The sequence below is a fragment of the Gelria sp. Kuro-4 genome, assembly GCF_019668485.1.
GTDB lineage: Bacteria > Bacillota > DTU030 > DUMP01 > DUMP01 > DUMP01.
This window is the reverse complement of record NZ_AP024619.1, coordinates 639,266-658,117: the sequence shown is the minus strand read 5'-3', so window position 1 is coordinate 658,117 and position 18,852 is coordinate 639,266. Positions and strand designations below refer to the sequence as shown.

At 59.7% G+C, this 18,852-nt stretch carries 16 protein-coding genes and 1 tRNA gene; 12 read left to right on the top strand and 5 right to left on the bottom strand.

All coding sequences use genetic code 11. From position 1 onward, the window contains the following. The first annotated feature begins 1 nt into the window (after position 1). The 4 genes from K5554_RS03460 to K5554_RS03445 all read left to right on the top strand — a co-directional run bounded on the left by K5554_RS03460 (position 2) and on the right by K5554_RS03445 (position 7,097). The gene (locus K5554_RS03460; RefSeq protein ID WP_221039750.1) at positions 2 to 3,403 is read left to right on the top strand and encodes a Swt1 family HEPN domain-containing protein; all 3,402 of its coding nucleotides are present in this window, start codon (positions 2 to 4) and stop codon (positions 3,401 to 3,403) included. 197 nt (positions 3,404 to 3,600) lie between these two features. Continuing rightward, entirely contained in the window at positions 3,601 to 4,506 is a 906-nt protein-coding gene (locus tag K5554_RS03455) for a restriction endonuclease (RefSeq protein ID WP_221039749.1), read from the top strand. Between the two features lie 337 nt (positions 4,507 to 4,843). Further along, positions 4,844 to 5,173 carry an HD domain-containing protein gene (locus K5554_RS14655; RefSeq protein WP_221040507.1) on the top strand — a complete coding sequence of 110 codons (330 nt, stop codon included), beginning with the start codon at positions 4,844 to 4,846 and terminating at the stop codon, positions 5,171 to 5,173. Positions 5,174 to 5,465: 292 nt separating this feature from the next. Further along, on the top strand, positions 5,466 to 7,097 hold the full coding sequence (locus K5554_RS03445; RefSeq protein ID WP_255565575.1) for a Na/Pi cotransporter family protein: 1,632 nt from the start codon (positions 5,466 to 5,468) through the stop codon (positions 7,095 to 7,097). 450 nt (positions 7,098 to 7,547) lie between these two features. Here K5554_RS03445 and K5554_RS03440 read toward each other — a convergent pair. Then, positions 7,548 to 7,622 (bottom strand) — tRNA-Thr (locus tag K5554_RS03440). A 718-nt stretch (positions 7,623 to 8,340) separates the two neighbouring features. Here K5554_RS03440 and crcB point away from each other — a divergent pair. The 7 genes from crcB (at position 8,341) to K5554_RS03405 (ending at position 14,738) form a co-directional block, all read left to right on the top strand. Next, on the top strand, positions 8,341 to 8,727 hold the full coding sequence (gene crcB, locus K5554_RS03435) for a fluoride efflux transporter CrcB (RefSeq protein ID WP_221039748.1): 387 nt from the start codon (positions 8,341 to 8,343) through the stop codon (positions 8,725 to 8,727). Between the two features lie 31 nt (positions 8,728 to 8,758). Then, positions 8,759 to 9,097: a DUF190 domain-containing protein gene (locus K5554_RS03430; protein ID WP_221039747.1), complete on the top strand. Its 339-nt coding sequence runs from the start codon at positions 8,759 to 8,761 to the stop codon at positions 9,095 to 9,097. 539 nt (positions 9,098 to 9,636) lie between these two features. Next, positions 9,637 to 10,902, top strand: a complete 1,266-nt coding sequence (locus K5554_RS03425; protein ID WP_221040505.1) for a double-cubane-cluster-containing anaerobic reductase — start codon at positions 9,637 to 9,639, stop codon at positions 10,900 to 10,902. 27 nt (positions 10,903 to 10,929) lie between these two features. Continuing rightward, a complete protein-coding gene (locus tag K5554_RS03420; protein WP_221039746.1) occupies positions 10,930 to 11,700 on the top strand; it encodes an acyl-CoA dehydratase activase in 771 nt (256 codons plus the stop codon). 114 nt (positions 11,701 to 11,814) lie between these two features. Further along, positions 11,815 to 12,900, top strand: coding sequence for a hypothetical protein (locus K5554_RS03415; protein WP_221039745.1), 1,086 nt, complete (start codon positions 11,815 to 11,817; stop codon positions 12,898 to 12,900). 161 nt (positions 12,901 to 13,061) lie between these two features. After that, on the top strand, positions 13,062 to 13,358 hold the full coding sequence (locus K5554_RS03410; RefSeq protein ID WP_221039744.1) for an EscU/YscU/HrcU family type III secretion system export apparatus switch protein: 297 nt from the start codon (positions 13,062 to 13,064) through the stop codon (positions 13,356 to 13,358). 39 nt (positions 13,359 to 13,397) lie between these two features. Beyond that, complete coding sequence (locus K5554_RS03405; RefSeq protein WP_370636961.1) at positions 13,398 to 14,738, top strand: aspartate aminotransferase family protein; 1,341 nt, start codon at positions 13,398 to 13,400, stop codon at positions 14,736 to 14,738. A gap of 73 nt (positions 14,739 to 14,811) precedes the next feature. Here K5554_RS03405 and K5554_RS03400 read toward each other — a convergent pair whose 3' ends face one another. The 4 genes from K5554_RS03400 to K5554_RS03385 form a co-directional block, all read right to left on the bottom strand. Next, entirely contained in the window at positions 14,812 to 16,995 is a 2,184-nt protein-coding gene (locus K5554_RS03400; RefSeq protein ID WP_221039742.1) for a YcdB/YcdC domain-containing protein, read from the bottom strand. A 253-nt stretch (positions 16,996 to 17,248) separates the two neighbouring features. Beyond that, on the bottom strand, positions 17,249 to 17,821 hold the full coding sequence (locus tag K5554_RS03395) for a manganese catalase family protein (RefSeq protein ID WP_221039741.1): 573 nt from the start codon (positions 17,819 to 17,821) through the stop codon (positions 17,249 to 17,251). A gap of 31 nt (positions 17,822 to 17,852) precedes the next feature. Continuing rightward, a complete protein-coding gene (locus tag K5554_RS03390; RefSeq protein WP_221039740.1) occupies positions 17,853 to 18,110 on the bottom strand; it encodes a spore coat protein CotJB in 258 nt (85 codons plus the stop codon). Beyond that, a complete protein-coding gene (locus K5554_RS03385; RefSeq protein ID WP_221039739.1) occupies positions 18,107 to 18,280 on the bottom strand; it encodes a spore coat associated protein CotJA in 174 nt (57 codons plus the stop codon). Before K5554_RS03385 ends, K5554_RS03390 begins: the two co-directional genes overlap by 4 nt. Before the next feature lie 250 nt (positions 18,281 to 18,530). Here K5554_RS03385 and K5554_RS03380 point away from each other — a divergent pair, with 250 nt between their 5' ends. Beyond that, the gene (locus K5554_RS03380) at positions 18,531 to 18,767 is read left to right on the top strand and encodes a glutaredoxin domain-containing protein (protein ID WP_221039738.1); all 237 of its coding nucleotides are present in this window, start codon (positions 18,531 to 18,533) and stop codon (positions 18,765 to 18,767) included. The last annotated feature ends 85 nt before the right edge of the window (positions 18,768 to 18,852 follow it).

Here is an 18,852-nt window from a genome sequence, read left to right as displayed (position 1 = left end):
AGTGGCCGACAACTACCAACTTATCACCAAAGGTTTCGAGATATTAACGGAAATTCTCGCACCCTACGTCTGCCAGCAACTGGAGACACATTTCCGTACGGACTGGTGGCGCCGGGGAGTACTCGAAGTACTCTCGGACAACCAACGACGTAACCTGCCTGATCTCGGTGACTGGGGCGTCTTGGTGGATTCTTTGGATAGCCTGCGTTGTTTAATTCTCATCGACCTGCACTGGAACGATGTCTTCCGCGTTGAGCTGAGCCGGGAGCACCGCAACTGGGTGAAAGAACTCATCACCACACGCAACAAGTGGGCGCATAAAGGCAGCGGTGCGGTGTCGGACGAGGATGCCTGGCGCGCGCTGGACACCATGGCACGCCTGGTGGAAAAAATTGATGCCGAGTCCACCGAGGCCATCCGGGCTTTGGCGCGCCAGATTCGCTACGGTACGGTGGGCCCTTCCACTGTAGTCACGAATGACAAGAGAAGCAGCGATGTTCCTCTTGACCAGAGGTCAACGGACGTTTTGCCTCTTTCACCGCGCGTCGGTTTACCACCCTGGCGACTCGTGGTGGAACCGCACCCGGACGTAGCGCAAGGCCGTTACCAACAGGCCGAGTTTGCCGCCGACTTGGCTCAAGTAGTGCGGGGAACTGCCCAGGTAGAGTACCAGGATCCGGTGGAGTTCTTCGGCCGCACGTATATTACCGAAGGCATGGAGGGCCTCTTGGTTCAGGCCGTGCGGCGGGTCACCGGGTGCGGCGGTGAACCGGTCATTCAACTCAAGACCGCCTTCGGCGGCGGCAAGACCCACAGCATGCTGGCCCTTTATCACTTACTACGTGGGAAGGTTCCAGTGGACAAGCTCCCTAACGTGCGCGCCGTCTTGGCGAAGGCAGACGTGGACGAGCAGCCCAAGGCCAAAGTGGCAGTGCTGGTGGGTACGGCCCTCAACCCTTCTAAGGTTCGCCGGCCGCCCACCTTCCCCGGCATCACCATCCGGACCCTGTGGGGCGAGATGGCCGCACAGCTGGCGGAACAGGCTGGCCAACAGGAACTGTATGAGCTGGTCCGAGAAGCAGACAAGGCTTCCGTCCCACCAGGATCTGAGACCCTCACTGAACTCTTAGATGCCTGCGGGCCGTGCGTGATCTTGATAGATGAGCTGGTAGCGTACGCCCGAAAGCTGTACGGTGCTTCCGAAAAGCTGGTAGCCGGCACTTTCGATGCCGTCCTAAGTTTTGTTCAGGAACTTACGGAGGCCGCGCGGGCAAGTAAGAACAGCTTGATTGTGGCCTCCATTCCTGAGTCCAACATTGAAATCGGAGGCGAAGCCGGACAGGCTGCGCTGGCTGCGCTGGAGCACACCTTTGGCCGTATGGAAGCGATTTGGAAGCCGGTAGGGGCTGAGGAAGGCTTCGAGATTGTGCGGCGGCGGCTTTTCCTCCCAGTTCAGGACCTGTCCAGGCAGTTGGAAGTATGCCGCGCCTTTAGCGAGATGTATCGCGACGGTGGACCGGACTTTCCCATCGAGTCCAAGGAACTGTCCTACTTCGAGCGATTAAAGGCCTGCTACCCCATTCACCCGGAAGTGTTTGACCGTTTGTATGGTGATTGGGCTACGCTCGAACGCTTCCAGAGGACCCGTGGTGTCCTACGGCTGATGGCGGCGGTAATCCATGACCTGTGGGTGCGGCAGGATTCCAGTCTCCTCATAATGCCGGGTTCCATTTCCTTGGACAACACCACGGTGCGCGAGGAACTCACCCGCTACCTGCGTGAGGGTTGGAATGCAGTAGTAGAAAGTAACGTAGACGGTCCTCGCTCTCTCCCGTACCAGATTGATAGGCAAAACCCCCGCTTTGGCCGCTGGATGGCGGCCCGGCGGGTGGCGCGGGCCATTTTTCTCGGCAGCGCGCCCTCCGTGCGCGAGCAACGCGTGCGCGGAATTCAAGATGTGCGCATAAGGCTGGGTGTCATTCAGCCGGGCGAACAAGTGGCGGTGTTCAACGATGCGCTGGGACACCTGGGTGACAAGCTTACCCATCTCTACAGCAGCAACCAACGCTACTGGTACGACCTGCAGCCTAACCTGCGCCGGACTATGGAAGAACGTGCCCAACAGGTCACCCAGGATGATATCGACCTTGAACTTGAGACACGGCTAAGAAGGGTGCGTGAACGGGCCGACTTCGCCGCCGTTCATACCTGCCCGTCATGCTCCCTCGATGTACCGGATGATCAAGAGGCGCGGCTGGTAGTCTTGGGTCCGGGGTACACCCATAAGCCCGGCGATGAGAAAAGCCCGGCGATAGTTGCCGCCGAAGATATCCTCATCCACCGCGGCACCTCTCCCAGGCTCTACCGTAACATGCTCGTCTTTGTTTCTCCCGATGCTGATGGTTATGCCAGCCTAGTGAACGAAAGCCGTAAATACCTGGCCTGGAAATCCATCGTAGAAGATGAAGATGCTCTGAACCTGGATGCCCACCAGCGGAAACAAGCCAAAGAAAGTATGCAACGCAGTGATGAAACCGTAGATTTACGAATCAAGGAGGCCTACACCTGGTTGCTTGTCCCCACCCAAGACGGTGTCGGCCCCATCACCTGGGAGGCAGTGCGGATTCCCGGCGGCGGAGAGAGCTGGGTTTCTAAAGCAGCCAGAAAACTCCGCTCCAACGAACAACTTATCACTAGGTGGGGCCCTGCGCTCCTAAGGATGGAGCTGGACAAATGGCTCTGGCGGGATAGTGATTACATCCCCATCAAACGACTGTGGCAGTATATGGCCCAATACTGTTACCTACCCCGTTTGCGCGATGTACAGGTACTCTTGAACACCATCCAAGAAGGACTCGCATCCACAGAGTTCTTTGCTTACGCCGCTGGAGTTACCGAAGCGGGAAGGTTCCTGGATCTGCACTTGGGCAATCCAGCCGGCTCAGTCTCAGTCCATGAGTCTGGCTTCTTGGTAAAACCGGAGGCAGCCGGAAGGCAATTTGCCGCCGATGAGGAAGAGCAGAGGCAAATAGAAGCGGAAAAACCACAGGTGGTTTACCGAGCAAGTGGTGAAAACGCAGCAGGCCAGAGCCAAGCTGGGTTACCGGCTGGCGATAATCACGACGTCTTCGTTCCCCGCCTTCCAGAGCCGGAGCCAGCGCCCAAGATGCTGCGGCGCTTCTACGGAACAGTGAACCTTGATGTAAACCGGGTCGGCCGCGATGCCGGCCGGGTAGCGGAAGAGGTGATCCAACACCTGGCCTCGCTCCTCGATGCCCAGGTGAAAATCACCTTGGAGATTCAGGCGACTGTTCCAGACGGAGTTCCTGAGCACGTCTTTCGTGCCGTTACCGAAAACTGCCGCACGCTTAAGTTCAGCCAATACGGATTTGAGGAGGACTGATTGCAGAGCAGGGCCTAGATGTTCTGGCTTCTTTGACACTACCACCGACACTAAGCCCGGCAGCACGGATTTCTATGATTTACAGGGCCGGAATAGGCTACAAGGATGGCGCTGAGAATGTAACTTGCCAGGCACATACCCGCAGTGGGACTAGAGGTCATTCTTTGACCTTTCATGATCAAGGAAGGGGTGATAGGATGTCTATCCCAGGTTTTCAATCTCTCATGCTACCGCTCCTTAAGATCCTGAGGGATGGGCAAGAACATGCTTTTGGCGAATTAGTTGAAGTACTGAGCCAGGAGTTTCACTTGGAAGAGAGTGAGAAAAAAGAGCTGTTACCCAGCGGGAGCCTCAAATTCCGTAACAGGGTAGCTTGGGCTAGAACCTACCTAACGAAAGCGCGCCTTATTGAAAGCGTGGGACGAGGGAGATTGAGAATAACGCAACGGGGTACTGAGGTTTTAGCCGAAAACCCTCCGCTTATTGATCGTAAGTACCTGGAACGGTTTCCTGAGTACCTGGAGTTTAGGTATGGTGCCTTGGCACTTGAATCCGCCGACCATGAGGGAAGAATGGAGGCAACGGTTGAAACACCTGAGGAAACACTTGACTTAACTTACCAAAGCATAAGACGTGAGCTGGCGCAGGATCTATTAGAGCGTGTCAAGTCCTGTTCACCAGCTTTTTTCGAAAGACTGGTCGTTGACTTGTTAGTGGCTATGGGATATGGAGGTTCGAGAAGAGATGCAGGGCAGGCTATAGGGAGAAGCGGAGACGGTGGTATTGACGGGATTATCAAGGAAGATAAGCTGGGGCTTGACGTAATATACGTACAAGCAAAGCGCTGGGAGGGTACAGTCGGAAGGCCGGTTGTTCAGGCCTTCACCGGAAGCTTGGAAGGCGAACGAGCTAGTAAAGGTGTAATGATTACAACTTCACAGTTTTCAACGGAGGCTAGAGACTACGCCAAGAAAGTTGGTAAGAAGATTGTCCTCATAGATGGGGAACAATTAGCAGAGCTTATGATTGACCACAATGTAGGGGTTACAGAGGTGTCACGCTATGTGGTGAAGCGAGTAGATTTAGATTACTTTGATGAGTGACAAGAAGTACAGTCTCTTCCCGCACCCAACCGCCGTAACAGACGGTTCCTGTCGGGCAAGTGGAGGTGTTACTCGTCCGGGGACGATCAAGGGTTTGGTTGACTAATTATTCTCCCATAACTTGCTTTCATGCAATTATGCAGCTTGGTATTCGAATCGGCCTTTACTAAGAATCAGCTAATGAGGGAGGGCATAGACCGTATATGGGACAGGGAGCGTTCGCCGAGGTTCAAATGAATTGCGCTAATTCAAAATGGTTGCAAGCAATCGAAAGGCATGGAAGCTTGTACGAGAGGGATGACGATCCCCGCAGCCCTTTACCCGTGATTACAACAGGATTCTTCATTGCCGTGCTTATCGGAGATTAAAACACAAAACCCAGGTTTTCTTCGCAACAAGAAATGATCGCATCTGCGCACGGATAGAACATGTCAATCATGTTGCCTCTGTTAGCTACACAATTTCGAAGTGCCTTAGGTTAAACACTGAATTGACCAATGCGATAGCATTAGGGCACGACCTTGGACATCCACCGTTTGGCCACGAGGGTGAATCAATCCTGTCTAGCATCGCTTTGAATGAACTGGGGGACAATTTCAGGCAACTCAACATTAACAAACTTCATAAACTCGGTACCTGTGTGTTACCAGAGAGTAACATAGGTTAAAGCGCTCCGCTCATTCTCATCCCCTTCCGCCTGGTTGCTGTATGGATTCTAGCTAGGGTCAGAGCACTCCAATGCCTCTATCTGGAGTCGAAATCCGTATCCCCCTCCAGGGAATGATATCTTCAAACTAATCAACACAACTGGAGGTAGGTGCGGATCGGGGTCCGGGAAACCCTGTTGCCTGGATATGGGAGAGGAATCTGGGCCCTTGGTAGAGAACTTGTCATTAAGTAAGTGGTTTCGCCTGCCAGAGTTTGGGAGCCAATCCTACCGGCCAGGAGTGAATGATTTGGTGTCCAGTGAAATGCTCTTTACCCTCCTAGGGGGACTGGGCCTTTTTATCTACGGCATGAAGCTGATGGGCGAAGGACTGGAGAGGTCTGCCGGCGGGAAGTTAAGGCGTTGGCTGGAAGTCCTCACCAGAAACCGGATTCGGGCCGTCCTTCTCGGCACCTTGGTCACCGGGGTCCTTCAGAGCAGCTCCGCCACCACTGTGATGGTGGTGGGCTTGGTAAACGCCGGACTGATGAACCTTATGCAGGCAGTCGGAGTAATAATGGGTGCCAACATCGGCACCACCGTCACCGCTCAGCTCATCGCTTTTAAGCTCACCAAGGTGGCTCTACCGGCAATAGGCGTGGGCACGGCCATGCACCTGTTCGCCAGAAAGAAAAACCTCAGGTTCGTGGGGCAGTTCATCCTGGGATTTGGATTATTGTTTTACGGTATGCAGGTAATGGAGGTGGCCGTGAAACCTCTGGCCAAGAGCGAGGCTTTCGTCCAGTTTATCGCCGGTTTCGGCAGGAATCCGATCTTGGGTGTCCTGGTCGGCTTTGCCACTACAGCAGTGGTCCAAAGCAGCAGTGCCACAATCGGTATCCTCCAGGCGCTGGCCGGCCAAGGGATAGTCCCCATATCAGCAGCTCTTCCAATTCTCTGTGGCGATAACATCGGTACTTGCGTTACGGCCTTACTTTCCAGCATAGGTACCAACATAACAGCCCGACGGGCAGCTATGATTCACCTGATGTTTAACACAGTTGGTACAATGATTTTTATTACTGTTCTCCCCCTGTATCAGGCAGTAGTTCAGTGGATATCCGTAGATCCGATGCGGCAGATTGCCAACGCCCACACCTTTTTCAACGTGATTAACACTGCCATCCAGCTGCCTTTCGCCGCCTTACTGGTCAAGCTGGTTACAACGCTGGTGCCAGGTCGAACAGAGATTATGGAAAGAGGTGCGAAATACATAGATGACCGCCTCCTGGAAAGTCCCTCAATAGCCCTCTCTCAGGCGCGAAAGGAAATAGGGCGCATGGGGCAACTTGCTCTGGCTAATTTGATAGATGCCATGGAGCTGGTCATCCGCTTCAATGAAAGAAAGGGCCCCTCGCTCCGGGAGAAGGAAGCTGTAATCAATGAGCTTGCCAAGGAAACTTCCCGGTTTCTGGCTCTTCTTTCCCAAAAGCCGCTCCTTTCGGCCCAAGCCGGTCAGGTGGCCGACATGATAAATGCGATAAACGACATGGAGCGAGTCGGCGACCACGACATTAACCTGCTGGAGCTGGCTGAAGACCGGCAGGAAAATGCTTTACCGTTCAGCAATAAGGCTGTAAATGAACTTCGGGAGATGGCCACCTTAGTGGAGCAGAGTTTTTCTGACGCCGTCAAGGCCTTTACGGAACTTGACCACGACCTTGCAAACCAAGTTATCCAACACGAGGATCTTATCGACGAGATGGACAAGAAGCTGCGGAACGATCACATCAAGCGGCTGAACGATGGTACATGCAACCCCAATTCTGGATTTATATTCCTGAGTATAATAACCAACCTGGAGAGAATCGGCGACCATGCTTTCAATCTGGCCTCCTATCTGGCAAGAAAGGATAGACACTATGCGAGGCTCCCGGTTAAGTGAACTTCGACGTAAGTCACGGCGTCCACCCGCTCCTCTGGTATCGACCCGGCGTGTTCGTGGTGCCAGGGAAGCTTTCGCTTACGAAAAAACTCCCCGGCGTTCCAGTTGTGATCCTTCTTCCTCCCCTGCCTGGCAATGGTACCTACGCGGGTAACGCCAGGCTCCTCAGAGCCGTACTTAAAGAGTTACAAGAGGGCCTGGAGGTTCGGCGCAGACAGCCGGAGGTGGACCGGCCGGACCGCCTGCTAAAAGAAACTTCCTTTCGGTCAAAAGCCGAAAGGAAGCAGCTGCCAGGAACCACTATCCAACCCGCAGGAAACGCCACTTTCCTGTGGGTTTTTTTATTCCCACTCAGGGCCAGGGACACACGCCGCTAAGGCTACTGCAGTACTATTGCAGTAATCCTGCTTTACCGCAGCAAGTCCTGAACCCTGAAGCCCTTGTCATTACTGGAGCCGATGGGGGGATTTGAACCCTCGACCCGCGCATTACGAATGCGCTGCTCTACCACTGAGCTACATCGGCCGATTTTACTTGCCGCAGACACTGATTATTATACCTGAGATCGGCCGTCTCTGCAAGAGGTGGCGGAGCGGGGAAACTCCCGGCAGGCAAGTACGACACCGGAACCGCCCAGCGCGTACCAAGCCACCTTCGCCATCTCCACACCACCCCCGCCTGCCGGCTCGGCACTGTCCTGACGCTGCGGACATGGTTTCTCACCGTCACTTATATTTATACTCTAGACGGAGTCGCTTACACAAGGGGCCGGCCTACCAACGGTTTGCCCTGCCGTGAGGTGCGCAAGGAGATACGGGTTGCTCGCCGACCCCGGCTTGGAGCTTGCGTTAGCATGCGGTGTCGGGTAAAATAAAGAGCAGCGATGGAGCCCGCTTAATCGCGAAGAGCGTGATGGCCCCTATTGGGCGCGTGCCCAATAGGGGCTTAATCTTTACTTGAGTGCAAAGGAGCGGAAAAAAGTGCACTTCAGCCGGTAAGAGACAACTTATGCAGCTTTAGAAGAGTACCTAAAAGAAGCGCGAGAAGTTGCGCGTGGGCAGCAGAAGGCCGAGGCGGAAAGGCAGTTGGCAGAAGCCTTGGAAAAGCTCGCGGGCGGCAGCTTCAATCCAAGGCAAAAGGTATGCATCTATCCGCTGTCGGCCAAACTTGCACTTGAGGGCCGAAAGAATACACTTAAAACCAATGACAGCTTTAATACCACTAGAAATGCGAGGTTGCACACATGGCGTTAGACGTAATACTGGGAATTGCTCTAGGTGGCTCTTTGGGAGCACTTGCGCGGTATTTCTTGTCGCTTTGGATACAAAACCTGTTTGGTGACGGGTTCCCAATCGGCACCTTAGTCATTAACGTAAGCGGCGCCTTTGTCTTGGGTTTCGTGTACGTTCTGAGCCTGGAATCGAGCCTCAATCCTGTCTGGCGAAACGGGCTTACGGTCGGCTTTCTGGGTGCCTTTACCACCTTTTCCACGTTTGCCCTCGAAACCTTCCTTCTTATCCAAGAGGGGCTCTTCCTTAACGCCACGCTCAACGTAATCATTACGGTTATCCTGGGCCTTCTGGGCGCCTTTTTCGGCGGCGTGCTGGCCAAGTTCGTATCCGGCATTTGAGCGAAAGCCAGGTCAAGGGGAGGGATCATACTTGAAACCCGGATTAGCGAAGCGTCTGCGAATTTATCTGGGCGAATCAGACCACTATCAAGGGCAGCCTCTTTACCATTGGATCGTCAAAAAAGCTCGGGAGCTGGGGCTGGCCGGGGCTACCGTATACCGAGGAATCGAGGGCTTCGGGGCTACGAGCCGCATCCATTCGGCGCGCTTATTAGCGCTTTCCTCAGATCTGCCGATCCTGGTTGAAATCGTGGACACCGAGCCGTACATTGAAAAAATACTGCCGTTTCTTCAGGAGTGTTTATCGGGAAGCCTCTTAACAATTGAAGATGTTGAGGCCTTAAAATACGAGGAGGGCGCCTCCAAGTAACGGCTCCAAGGGGCGCCCCTTTTTTATCCCGGCTCTGCCTGCGGCAGCGAGCGCAACAAAAGCAGAACTTGTTCCCGCACGGTGGCGCCCGGCCTTCGATGGTGCCCAGGCCGGGGCCATCGAGGAGTTGCTTGGATGCCATCCCAGTTGCTGAGTATGTAGGCAGCCAAGGCCTGTACCCGTTTACGAGCTGCCCCCTTTCGTGCCTCGGCGGCCAAGCGCAGGAATTCTTCCGCCCTGTCCAGGCAATTCTCCCGTAGGGCTAAAGCTGACGCTTGACGCGCGGCAGATTGTACTCCCAGGCCTCGGTCACTGCGCGCCGCCTTATTGAGCCGTTGAACCGGTACGCGCCTGCCGCGGTGCGCCTGGGCCGGGCCGGAATAAGCGGGGCTTATTGGTCCCGTGGGAGACGTAGGCATAAGAAACTCTATTTGGAGGAGCCGGTGCCCATCGCCTAAAATGGTTATGGGGGCTAGGGTTCGGCCACCGAGAACTTGTTGCGAAAGGGGCTGGCTAAAGTGGCGGACGAGTATCATGAAATGTGGCGCGGGCTGGGCATGGACGTGGAAAAACACGATGCGTTTCTCAGCGCCCTGCCGGGAGCCTTCGGTGAGGTTTTTTTACAGCAGCCCAACCGCCCGGCAGGCATGGCTTACTTCGACAACCTCCTGCGTGAAGCCCACAGCCGGCGCGTCAAGGAAATCCTGGAAGAGAAAAAAGCCGGTCACCCGGTGGTCGGTACCTTTTGTGTCTACGCTCCGGAAGAGCTTGTTCTGGCAGCCGGCGGCGTCAGCGTCGGGCTCTGCGGTGGCGCCCAGTTTACCGTACCCGCCGGGGAACAGGTCCTCACGCGCAACCTCTGCCCGCTGATCAAATCGCTGGTGGGCTTCAAGCTGGAGCGCATCTGTCCCTTCTTTCAAGCCGTTGATTTCTTGATCGGCGAGACCACCTGCGACGGCAAGAAGAAGACCTGGGAAATCCTGAATGAATATGTTCCGACCCTGGTGATGGAACTGCCTCAGCGCAAGGAAGCAGTCGATGGAGCGCTCTGGGAGAGCGAAGTGCGGCGGATCAAGGACGAGGTTGAACGCCGCTCCGGCGTAACCTTGGACGCCGAGCGGATCGCGCGGGGGATTAAATCAGCCAACGCCCGGCGGGCGGCCCTGGAGCGCCTCTACCACACGCGCCGGGCCGACCCGGCGCCCATCAGCGGCCGGGACGCGCTCCTCATCACCCAGCTGGCCTTCTTCGACGACCCGGAGCGCTTTACGCGGGAGCTGAACAGCCTGTGCGATGAGCTGGAGGTACGCGTCGCCAAAGGCGAAGGCGCGGCCCCACAGGGAGCACCGCGCATTCTTGTGTCGGGCACCCCCATGGCTCTACCTTTCTGGAAGCTGCACCACCTGGTCGAAACAGCCGGAGCCGTAATTGTCGCGGAAGAGACCTGCACCGGCACGCGCTACTTTGCCGGCATGGTGGCGGAAGACGGCCGGACGGTGGACGAACAGCTGAGGAATATCGCTCAGCGCTTCACCAAGGTAAACTGCGCCTGCTTCACGCCGAACAGCGAACGGCTCACAGACGTGCTGCGCCTGGCTCGGGAAACCAAAGCCGACGGCGTGATTTACTTCTCCCTCCAGTTCTGCCAGCCGTTCGCCCTGGAAGGGCGCAGGGTGGAAAAGGCGCTCCAGGGAGAAGGGATCCCGGTGCTGCGCCTGGAGAGCGACTACAGCGCAGAAGACAGCGGCCAGCTGAAGACGCGGATCGAGGCCTTCCTGGAAATGATCGCCGGGCAAAAGGCGTAGTTCCGGCACGCGTGGGGTGACGAGCGGTTGCTTACAGCAGGAGTCGATGTCGGGTCCACCTCGGCGAAAGCCGTGCTCTTCGACGGCCGGCTCAAGGCCTATGCCGTCCGGCCTACGGGCTGGAATCCCCGGGAGGCCGGGGCGTGCGTGCTGGCGGAAGCCCTGAGCCGGAGCGGTTTTGCCCGCAGCGATGTCGCCTGTATTGTGGCCACGGGTTACGGGCGCGGTATTTTGCCGGACGCCGACCGTACCGTGACCGAGATAACGTGCCAGGCACGGGGCATTCACTACCTTACCGGGCGCGGCGGCACTATCATCGACATCGGCGGCCAAGACACCAAGGTGATCACCACCGACGGCGACGGCCGTGTAGTCGACTTCGTGATGAACGACAGGTGTGCAGCGGGCACCGGCCGCTTTCTAGAAGTGATGGCCACCTCCCTGGGGCTTACCGTGGCTGAGCTGGGGCAGGCCGCCGGCCCGGACGGCGGCGCGACCATCAGCAGCATGTGCACCGTGTTCGCGGAATCCGAAGTGGTGAGTCTTCTCGCCCAGGGCGTGGCCAAAGAGAAGATCATCACCGGCCTGCACCGGGCGGTGGCCCGGCGGGTGCGGAGCATGGTGAAGGCGCCGGTGACTTCGCCTGTAGTCCTCACGGGTGGCGCCGCGAAAAACGCCGGCCTGCGCAGAGCGATTGCAACTGAACTGGGCGTGGAAGTGCTGGTGCCGCCCGAGCCCCAGATCAGCGCCGCCGTTGGTGCCGCACTCATCGCCTCTGAGGCGGAGGAGACGGCCTAGCCTCCGGCCGGCCTGCAGCAGCCATCTTTGCGCCCGCCCCCGGCCCTTTCGCCTCGGCCGGGGGCTTAGTGTCACCGGGGGCCGTGCCGATAGATTCTGTAAGAGGTGGTGGGCATGGAACTGGCGCTACAGCAGGTGCTGCCGGGGCAGGGAGCGGGGACATCAGCTGGAGCGGGGCCGGGGGCGGCGGGGGCCGAGGCAGCGACGGCTGCAGGACCCAGCGCACCGGCAGGAACGACGGCGGGGGCCGGTGGGCCGGCAGCCGGAGCAGCAGCGGGGGTACCGGTAGGCTCCATTGGGGGTAGTGCGCCGGCGCTGCAGCCGGGGCGGGTGCTCCTTATGGAGGTGCTCTCCCTTGTCGCCGGCGAGGCCAGGGTGCGCCTGGCCGGCCGGTCCTTCACCGCCCGCGGGCAGCTGCCGCCGGAGCCGGGGAGTTTCTGGGTGCGGGTGGAAGCGGCGGCGCCGGGTCTGATTAAGCTGAAGCTCCTTACGGAACCCGGCGCCGGGGCGCGGCCGCCCGCGGACCTGGCCGCTGAGCTGGGGCTCCCGGCCGGCAAGGAAAGTGCGGCGCTGGTGCGCGCCCTGGTGCGGTGGCGCCTGCCGCTTTCGCCGGAGCCGGCGCGGGCGCTCCTGGCCGAAGCGCGGGACCTGCCGCCGGAGGCGAAGCCTTTCTTTTTTGCGGCGCGCGCCTGGCTGGAGACCTTGAACCTGGCCGGCAAGCCCAAGGAGCTGGCCGAGGCCCTGCCGTACCTTCTGCGCCGCCCGGACGCCGCTCCGGAGGGCCAGGCCGCGCTCAATCAGGCGCTGCCGCTCCTTCCCGGCCGGGAGGTGGTGCGCTTTTTGTCCTTCCAGGCCGGCCGGGGGGAGGGCGAGGTATACCTGGTGCGGGAAGGGCGCGCTTCCCCCGGCGACGGCGCCGGACCCAAGCGGCTGGTGGTACGCGTGGCCACCGAACGCTGGGGGGAGGTCTGGGTAGAACTTACCCTGACCGGAAAGAATATCGCCGCCCGCGTGAGCGCGGCTGACCCGGCCCTGCCGGCCCTGGCCCAGGCGGCCCAGGTAGGCCTGGCCGCACGCCTCGAGGGCCTCGGCTTCACCCTGGCCGCCTTGCGCGTGGGCCAGCGTGCGGTGCACTCCATCCTGGACTTCTTGGCCCCGGCAGAAAGCCTTACATACTCCGGAATTGACGTTTCTGTTTAGACCTCTCCCCCTACGCTCAGCCGTTTTGTCTGCCCACATTAACCTACGGCGTGGTCAGCTGGGGGCGACAACCTCGGTTCGCCGGGGGCGGCACGTTATGCGCTAAGAATTAAAAAAACTCTGCGGGCCACCCCAAGCAGTGCCATCGTGGAGGTGAGGCGATGAACGAGAAGACCAAACAGGCCGCGGCGGCCCTGGCCTACAACCCGACGTGCGACAACGCGCCGCGCTTGGTGGCGGGCGGCCGGGGCAGCGTGGCCGAGCGCATCCTGGAGCGCGCCCGCGCCGCCGGGGTGCCCATCTACCACGACGCTGCGCTCGCCTTGGCCCTAGCGGGGCTCGACATCGACGAGGAGATCCCGCCCGAGCTGTACCAGGTGGTGGCCGCTGTGATCGCCTGGGTCTACGAACTCGAAGAGCAGGAATTGCCACCCGGGCAGCGAATAAAGAAGGATTAACAAAACCCTGCTGGAAGGAAGGTGGCCCCCGTGCGGAACCTGGAAAAATGCCTGGCCATCGTGGCCGCAGACAAGGAGGTGCTCTCCCCGGCCTCCCGTATGCCCTACTATCCCCTGGCGGTACGAAGCGGACACGGCTCCACCGTGGTGGACGCCGACGGGAACGAGTATCTCGACTTTCTCGCCAGCGCCGCCGCCTTAAACACCGGGCACGCCCATCCCAAGGTGGTAAAGGCCGTACAGGAACAGGCGGCCCGGTTCATCCACTACACCCCGGCCTATATGTACCACGAACCGCTGGTGCACCTGGCCCAGGCCCTGGTGCGCATCACACCCGGGGATTTTCCCAAGCAGGTGGCCTTCGGCCTTTCCGGCTCCGACGCCAACGACGGGGCCATTAAGCTGGCCCGCGCCTACACCGGCCGGCCCAAGATCATCTCCTTCATCCGCTCTTATCACGGCTCGACTTACGGCTCCATCACCCTCTCGGCGGTAAGCCTCAACATGCGCCGCAAAATCGGCCCGCTCCTTCCCGAGGTGGAGCACATCCCCTACCCGGATTGCTACCGCTGTCCCTTCGGGCAGCAGCACGGAAGCTGCAGTCTGGAATGCCTGGAGTACGTGCGCTTTGCCTTCGCCAACTACATCCCGCCTGACGAAGTGGCCGCCGTGATCATGGAGCCCATCCAGGGCGACGCCGGGATTGTGGTGCCGCCGGTCGAGTATGTTAAGGGGCTGGTTAAACTCTGCCGCGAGCACGGCATCCTTTTCGTTTCCGAAGAGGTGCAGCAGGGATTCGGGCGCACCGGGCGCTGGTTCGGCATCGAACACTTTGACGTCGAGCCGGATATCCTCATCCTGGGGAAGGCCATCGCCTCCGGCATGCCGCTTTCGGCCCTGGTGGCAAGAAAAGAGATCATGCAGGCCTGGGAAGCGCCGGCGCACCTTTTCACCATGGGCGGTAACCCCGTCTCCTGCGCCGCCGCGCTGGCCACCATTGAGGTCATTGAGGAGGAGAACCTGGTGGAGCGCTCCCGCACCCTCGGGGAGCAGGCCATGGCCCGCTTCCGAGAGCTGGCCGGGCGCTATGAGCTCATCGGCGACGTGCGCGGCCGGGGTCTTTCCATCGGGGTGGACCTGGTAACCAGCCGGGCGACGCGCGAGCGCGCCTATAAGGAGGCGGCCAAGGTGTGCTACCGCGCCTGGGAGAAGGGGCTGCTCCTCTCTTTCTTCAGCAACTCAGTGCTCAGAATCCAGCCGCCGCTCGTCATTACCGACGCCGAGCTGGAACGTGGCCTCAACATCATCGAGGAGGCCCTGGCCGACGTCACCGCCGGCCGGGTGCCGGACGAGGTGCTGGAAACAGTCAAGGGCTGGTAGAGCGCGACGGCGCAAAGGAGCCCGGGGAGCCCACTGAGCGGGACCCCGGGCTTTTGCTGTAAGGCTGGGGACTTTACGAGCGCGGCAGGCGCAGGAAGCGCACGATGCCCTGGGCGGCCTGGGCGCGGGTGAGCGAAGCGGCGGGGCGGAAGAGCTCCTGCCGGTCGGGGTCCAGGTCCTGGCCCAGGTAGAGGGCGACGTGGCCCGGGTACTTGATGGCCGCGGCGTCCTTGGCCGGCACCTGCCAGATGCCGCGCAGGGAAGCCACGCGGTCCTGGTTCAAAGCTCGTACCGTCCAGACGGCGGTCTGCTCACGGGTTAAGGTCCGGGCGGCGGTGAAGGTTTCCCCTTCCTTGAGGAGGCCGCGGCGGCGCGCTTCCCGTTCGTAAGGTTCGTACCACGTCCCGTCCGCCTCCTGCTCGCGCGGCTGAAACCCTGTGGCCCGAAGCAGCATCACCAGGTAGGCGGCCTGGGTGCTGGACTCGTCCGGGTGGAACTTACCGTCGGGCGTGCCGGTGACAATCTGCCGTTCGGCCAAAAGCTCGATATCGCCCTCCGCCGGGTGGCCGGCGATGTCGTTGAAGGCGGCCGGCTTTTCCTTCCGCAGGGGGTTGCCGTTCCAGTCCAGCGCTACACCGGTCTTCGCGTCGAAGCGGCGGGCGTCCCCCGCGCCGCGCTGGCGGTACACCAGGCGTACCGGCGCCTTATCCGCGCCCGGCCGCAGATCCGGGACGGGAACTGTTACATATTCCAGCGTAAGCGGGCTCTGGGCCAGGAGGGCTTCATTGGCCTCAGCCTGCCCGATGAGCCCCTCCGGCGCCGGGAAGCTGAGGTCGGCCCAGGTCATGCGGTAGGAGGTTATCTCGCCGGAAGCGGCGTCTACCGTAACCCCAAAGCCCTGCTGCGGGAAGGGGATGCCGTTCACGCTGCGCGCCCACTGGAAAGAGTAGGAGCGGGGCTCGGGGAGCTTCTTTACCACCGGGAGGGGCACCGGGGGCTCCTTGGGTTCCTCTTGACAGGCCGCAAAACGCTCAGGCTGGAGCCCGGCGATGAAGGCGGCGGCGAGTTTTTTCGCCTGCTCTTCACTATACTTGACCACCGGCTCTTTTTTCTGCTGCGCCGGGTCAAAGATGTAACGGCTGAAGGAGACGAGCTCACCGGTGCGGGCGTCAACGCTTACGTTGAGGTGCCCGTTCTTAGTGTCCGGATCTTTGGGGGCCAGTGTCCAGCTGAAGGTCCACTGTCTTTGGCTGGGGTACTCCCAGTTCTTATTGAGGGAAGCGCTCTCAAACTTAAAGCCGGCCGGCACCTGAACGGCGGCCTGCGCCTTGGCCAGGGCTTCTTCCTGGGAGAGGAAACCGGCCAGTTCTTTTACCTCGGCCTGCTCCGCCGGGGTGAGGGGCACCTCCTTAACATAGCTGGCCGCGCGCTGCGGCTCGCCCCCGCCCAGGTCGCCCTTACCCATGGGGTAGTAGTAGGGCTCGAGTGAGATGACCTCGCCGCTTAAGGCGTCCACCCCGTAGCGGCCGGCGTACGGGGCGTCATAAACGAGCAGGACCGGCCGTTCTTGCTCCCCGTCGCCGGAGGGGCGGAAGTACACCAGGCGTGGTGCCGCCTTACCCAGAAGGGCTGCCTGCGCTTTGGCTACAGCGATGGCCTTGTCCGGCGCCGGAAACTCCTGCTCATAGTCCCAATTGAAGGAATAGTCCACCACTTGGAGGGTGTTGGCGTTCACCTCGACCCTGATCCCGTTCTGGGCAAAGGGTACGCCGTTCACCACGCGCTCAAAGACGAAGGTATACTGGCCCACCCAGCCCCCCCAGTACGGCGAAGTATCCGGCTCCGGTGCCGGCCGGGTTTCGGCAAAGCGGGGCTGGAGCTTCTTAGCGAACTCCCGGGCCACCTTCTCCGCCTCGGCCCGGCTGTGCTTGGGGAGGGGCGCTCTGGGCTCGCGGTCCTCTTGCCAGGTGTGCATCTCCAGGATGTCTTTGGTGGTAGCGTCCACTGCAACGTTCATGCTGCCGGGAGTGGCACTGCCCGATGGAGCGTTCCACCTGAGCTCCCAGCGCGGCCGGCCCCCGTAGCTGGAAAAACTGGAGCTGAACTCGGTAAAGGCAGGCGGGATGGTGAAGGCAGTTTTAGCCGCCGCCACCGCCTCCTCCAGGCTCACCTTCGGCGCCGGCGCGGCGAACGCCGGGGCAACCGTCGTCAATATAACAATGGCGCTGATAAGTATGGCAAGCAACCTGCGTGCCATGCAGTCTTCCTCCTTTTTCTTATGTTTTCCTTCGTCTTCCACAGCCTTTCCGGGCGGTAGGCCAGAGGCGAATTCCTCCTTTCTTTTACCCTACAGCTGCACCTTCGGGTTACGGGCTGCTTTGCCGGTTTCACCTCGATAGACGACGAGGCGAGGGGAAAAGTTCCAGTCCCGCCCAAAAAGAAACTGCCGGCGTACCGGCAGTTTGTATACATTCTTGTACAATTGAGGTAATTGCTCCTAGTGCGACCGATTAGAAGATGTGACGGCTGCCCTGCCACTGATACACCAGTTGCAGCATCTCGCCAAAGCGCTGGTAGTGCACCACTTCGCGCTCGCGCAGGAAGCTCAGGGTCTCGGTGACCAGCGGGTCGTCGGACAGCTGGATCAGGTACTCGTAGGTGGAGCGGGCCTTCTGCTCCGCCGCCATGTCCTCGTGCAGGTCGGTCACCGGGTCACCCTTGGACTGAATGTAACTCGCCGTCCAGGGGGCGCCGGCGGCATTGACAAAGTACAGGGCCTTGTCATGGTCGGCATAGTAATCATCCATGCCCGCAGCGCGGATCTCTTGAATGCTGGCATCGCGGATGAGGTTGTAGACCAAGGTGGCGACAATCTCCATGTGCGCCAGCTCTTCCGTGCCGATATCGGTGAGCACCGCCTTGGCCTGGCCCAGCGGCATGCTGTAGCGCTGCGTCAGGTAGCGCAGCGAGGCCGCCAATTCTCCGTCGGGTCCGCCATACTGCGTGATAATATCCTTCGCCAGGCGCGGGTTCGGGCCGCTCACCCGGGCCGGGTACTCTAGCTTTTTTTCATACACCCACATGCGCTTATTCCTCCTTAACGGGTGCGGCGCCTTAGAACGCCACTTCCCACGGCCAGGGCTCCGTCACCCAGGCCCAGGGGTACTGGCTGGACGCGTAACCGAAGTTGGTCAGCGGGCCGAAGCGCCGCTGGTACTGGTCCTTCAGGACGGCGAGTTCCTGTACGACGCTGTTGTAGTCCATGAGCGCGCGTTGGTCGTCGGGGTGCGTATCGAGGTAGAGGTTAAAATCCACGGCCGTGAACTCCAGGGCCATGATCTGCACCAACATCTGCGTCTGCTCAAGCATCATTCGGCACTCCCCCTCTCCCGGGGGCGATAGGGCATGTAAAGCTCAGGAAAGATAGTACCGCGCCGCAAACCCTCCAGGGGCTCCAGGCGCGTGGTAAAGATTTGAAAGGGCACATAAGCCCGCGCCAGCTGTAGCTGCTGCAGGGTCTGCGCCTTAGCATCTTCAGGCATACCAGCAGCCTCCTTATTTGTTGCTGGATCCGATTTCTCTACCAGGATATGCGGCCGCGCAGGGTATGGTGCCAGCGGCGCACGCCCGCCCGCAGGACACCTCCCCGGCTGGGCTGGAGTGGTGAGCTTAACAAATACCCTTGACAACTGCACCAGGCAGGAGTAAAATGTGACTTGATGATACCCCCCTTAGGGTATGGGGGGTATTAAAAAGCAAGATAACTCGACAGTGAAAAGGAGGAGAATTCACATGTCAGTGACTGTTTACAGCACGCCGACCTGCCCGTACTGCCGGGCCGCCAAGCGCTACCTCGCCGAGCGCAACATTCCCTTTACGGACGTCGATGTCAGCCGCGATTACGCCGCCGCCATGGAGATGATCCGCAAATCCGGCCAGCAGGGCGTACCGGTGCTGGACATCAACGGGGAGATCATCATCGGTTTCGACCGGCCCCGCATCGATGCCGCCCTGGCCGCCGGGTACTAAGGCTACAGTTTCCGTACACGCAAAGCAAAAGAGGGTGGGTTTTGTGCCCACCCTCTTTTCTTGTAGCTCTCCCGCGCCGGCACAG

What these genes read in the sequence shown, in the direction of transcription:
- K5554_RS03455 (WP_221039749.1), top strand. Translation starts at nt 3,601, where the DNA reads ATGTCTATCCCAGGTTTTCAATCTCTCATGCTACCGCTCCTTAAGATC.
- crcB (WP_221039748.1), top strand. Translation starts at nt 8,341, where the DNA reads ATGGCGTTAGACGTAATACTGGGAATTGCTCTAGGTGGCTCTTTGGGA.
- K5554_RS03425 (WP_221040505.1), top strand. Translation starts at nt 9,637, where the DNA reads ATGTGGCGCGGGCTGGGCATGGACGTGGAAAAACACGATGCGTTTCTC.
- K5554_RS03415 (WP_221039745.1), top strand. Translation starts at nt 11,815, where the DNA reads ATGGAACTGGCGCTACAGCAGGTGCTGCCGGGGCAGGGAGCGGGGACA.
- K5554_RS03410 (WP_221039744.1), top strand. Translation starts at nt 13,062, where the DNA reads ATGAACGAGAAGACCAAACAGGCCGCGGCGGCCCTGGCCTACAACCCG.
- K5554_RS03400 (WP_221039742.1), bottom strand. Translation starts at nt 16,995, where the DNA reads ATGGCACGCAGGTTGCTTGCCATACTTATCAGCGCCATTGTTATATTG.
- K5554_RS03395 (WP_221039741.1), bottom strand. Translation starts at nt 17,821, where the DNA reads ATGTGGGTGTATGAAAAAAAGCTAGAGTACCCGGCCCGGGTGAGCGGC.
- K5554_RS03390 (WP_221039740.1), bottom strand. Translation starts at nt 18,110, where the DNA reads ATGATGCTTGAGCAGACGCAGATGTTGGTGCAGATCATGGCCCTGGAG.
- K5554_RS03385 (WP_221039739.1), bottom strand. Translation starts at nt 18,280, where the DNA reads ATGCCTGAAGATGCTAAGGCGCAGACCCTGCAGCAGCTACAGCTGGCG.
- K5554_RS03380 (WP_221039738.1), top strand. Translation starts at nt 18,531, where the DNA reads ATGTCAGTGACTGTTTACAGCACGCCGACCTGCCCGTACTGCCGGGCC.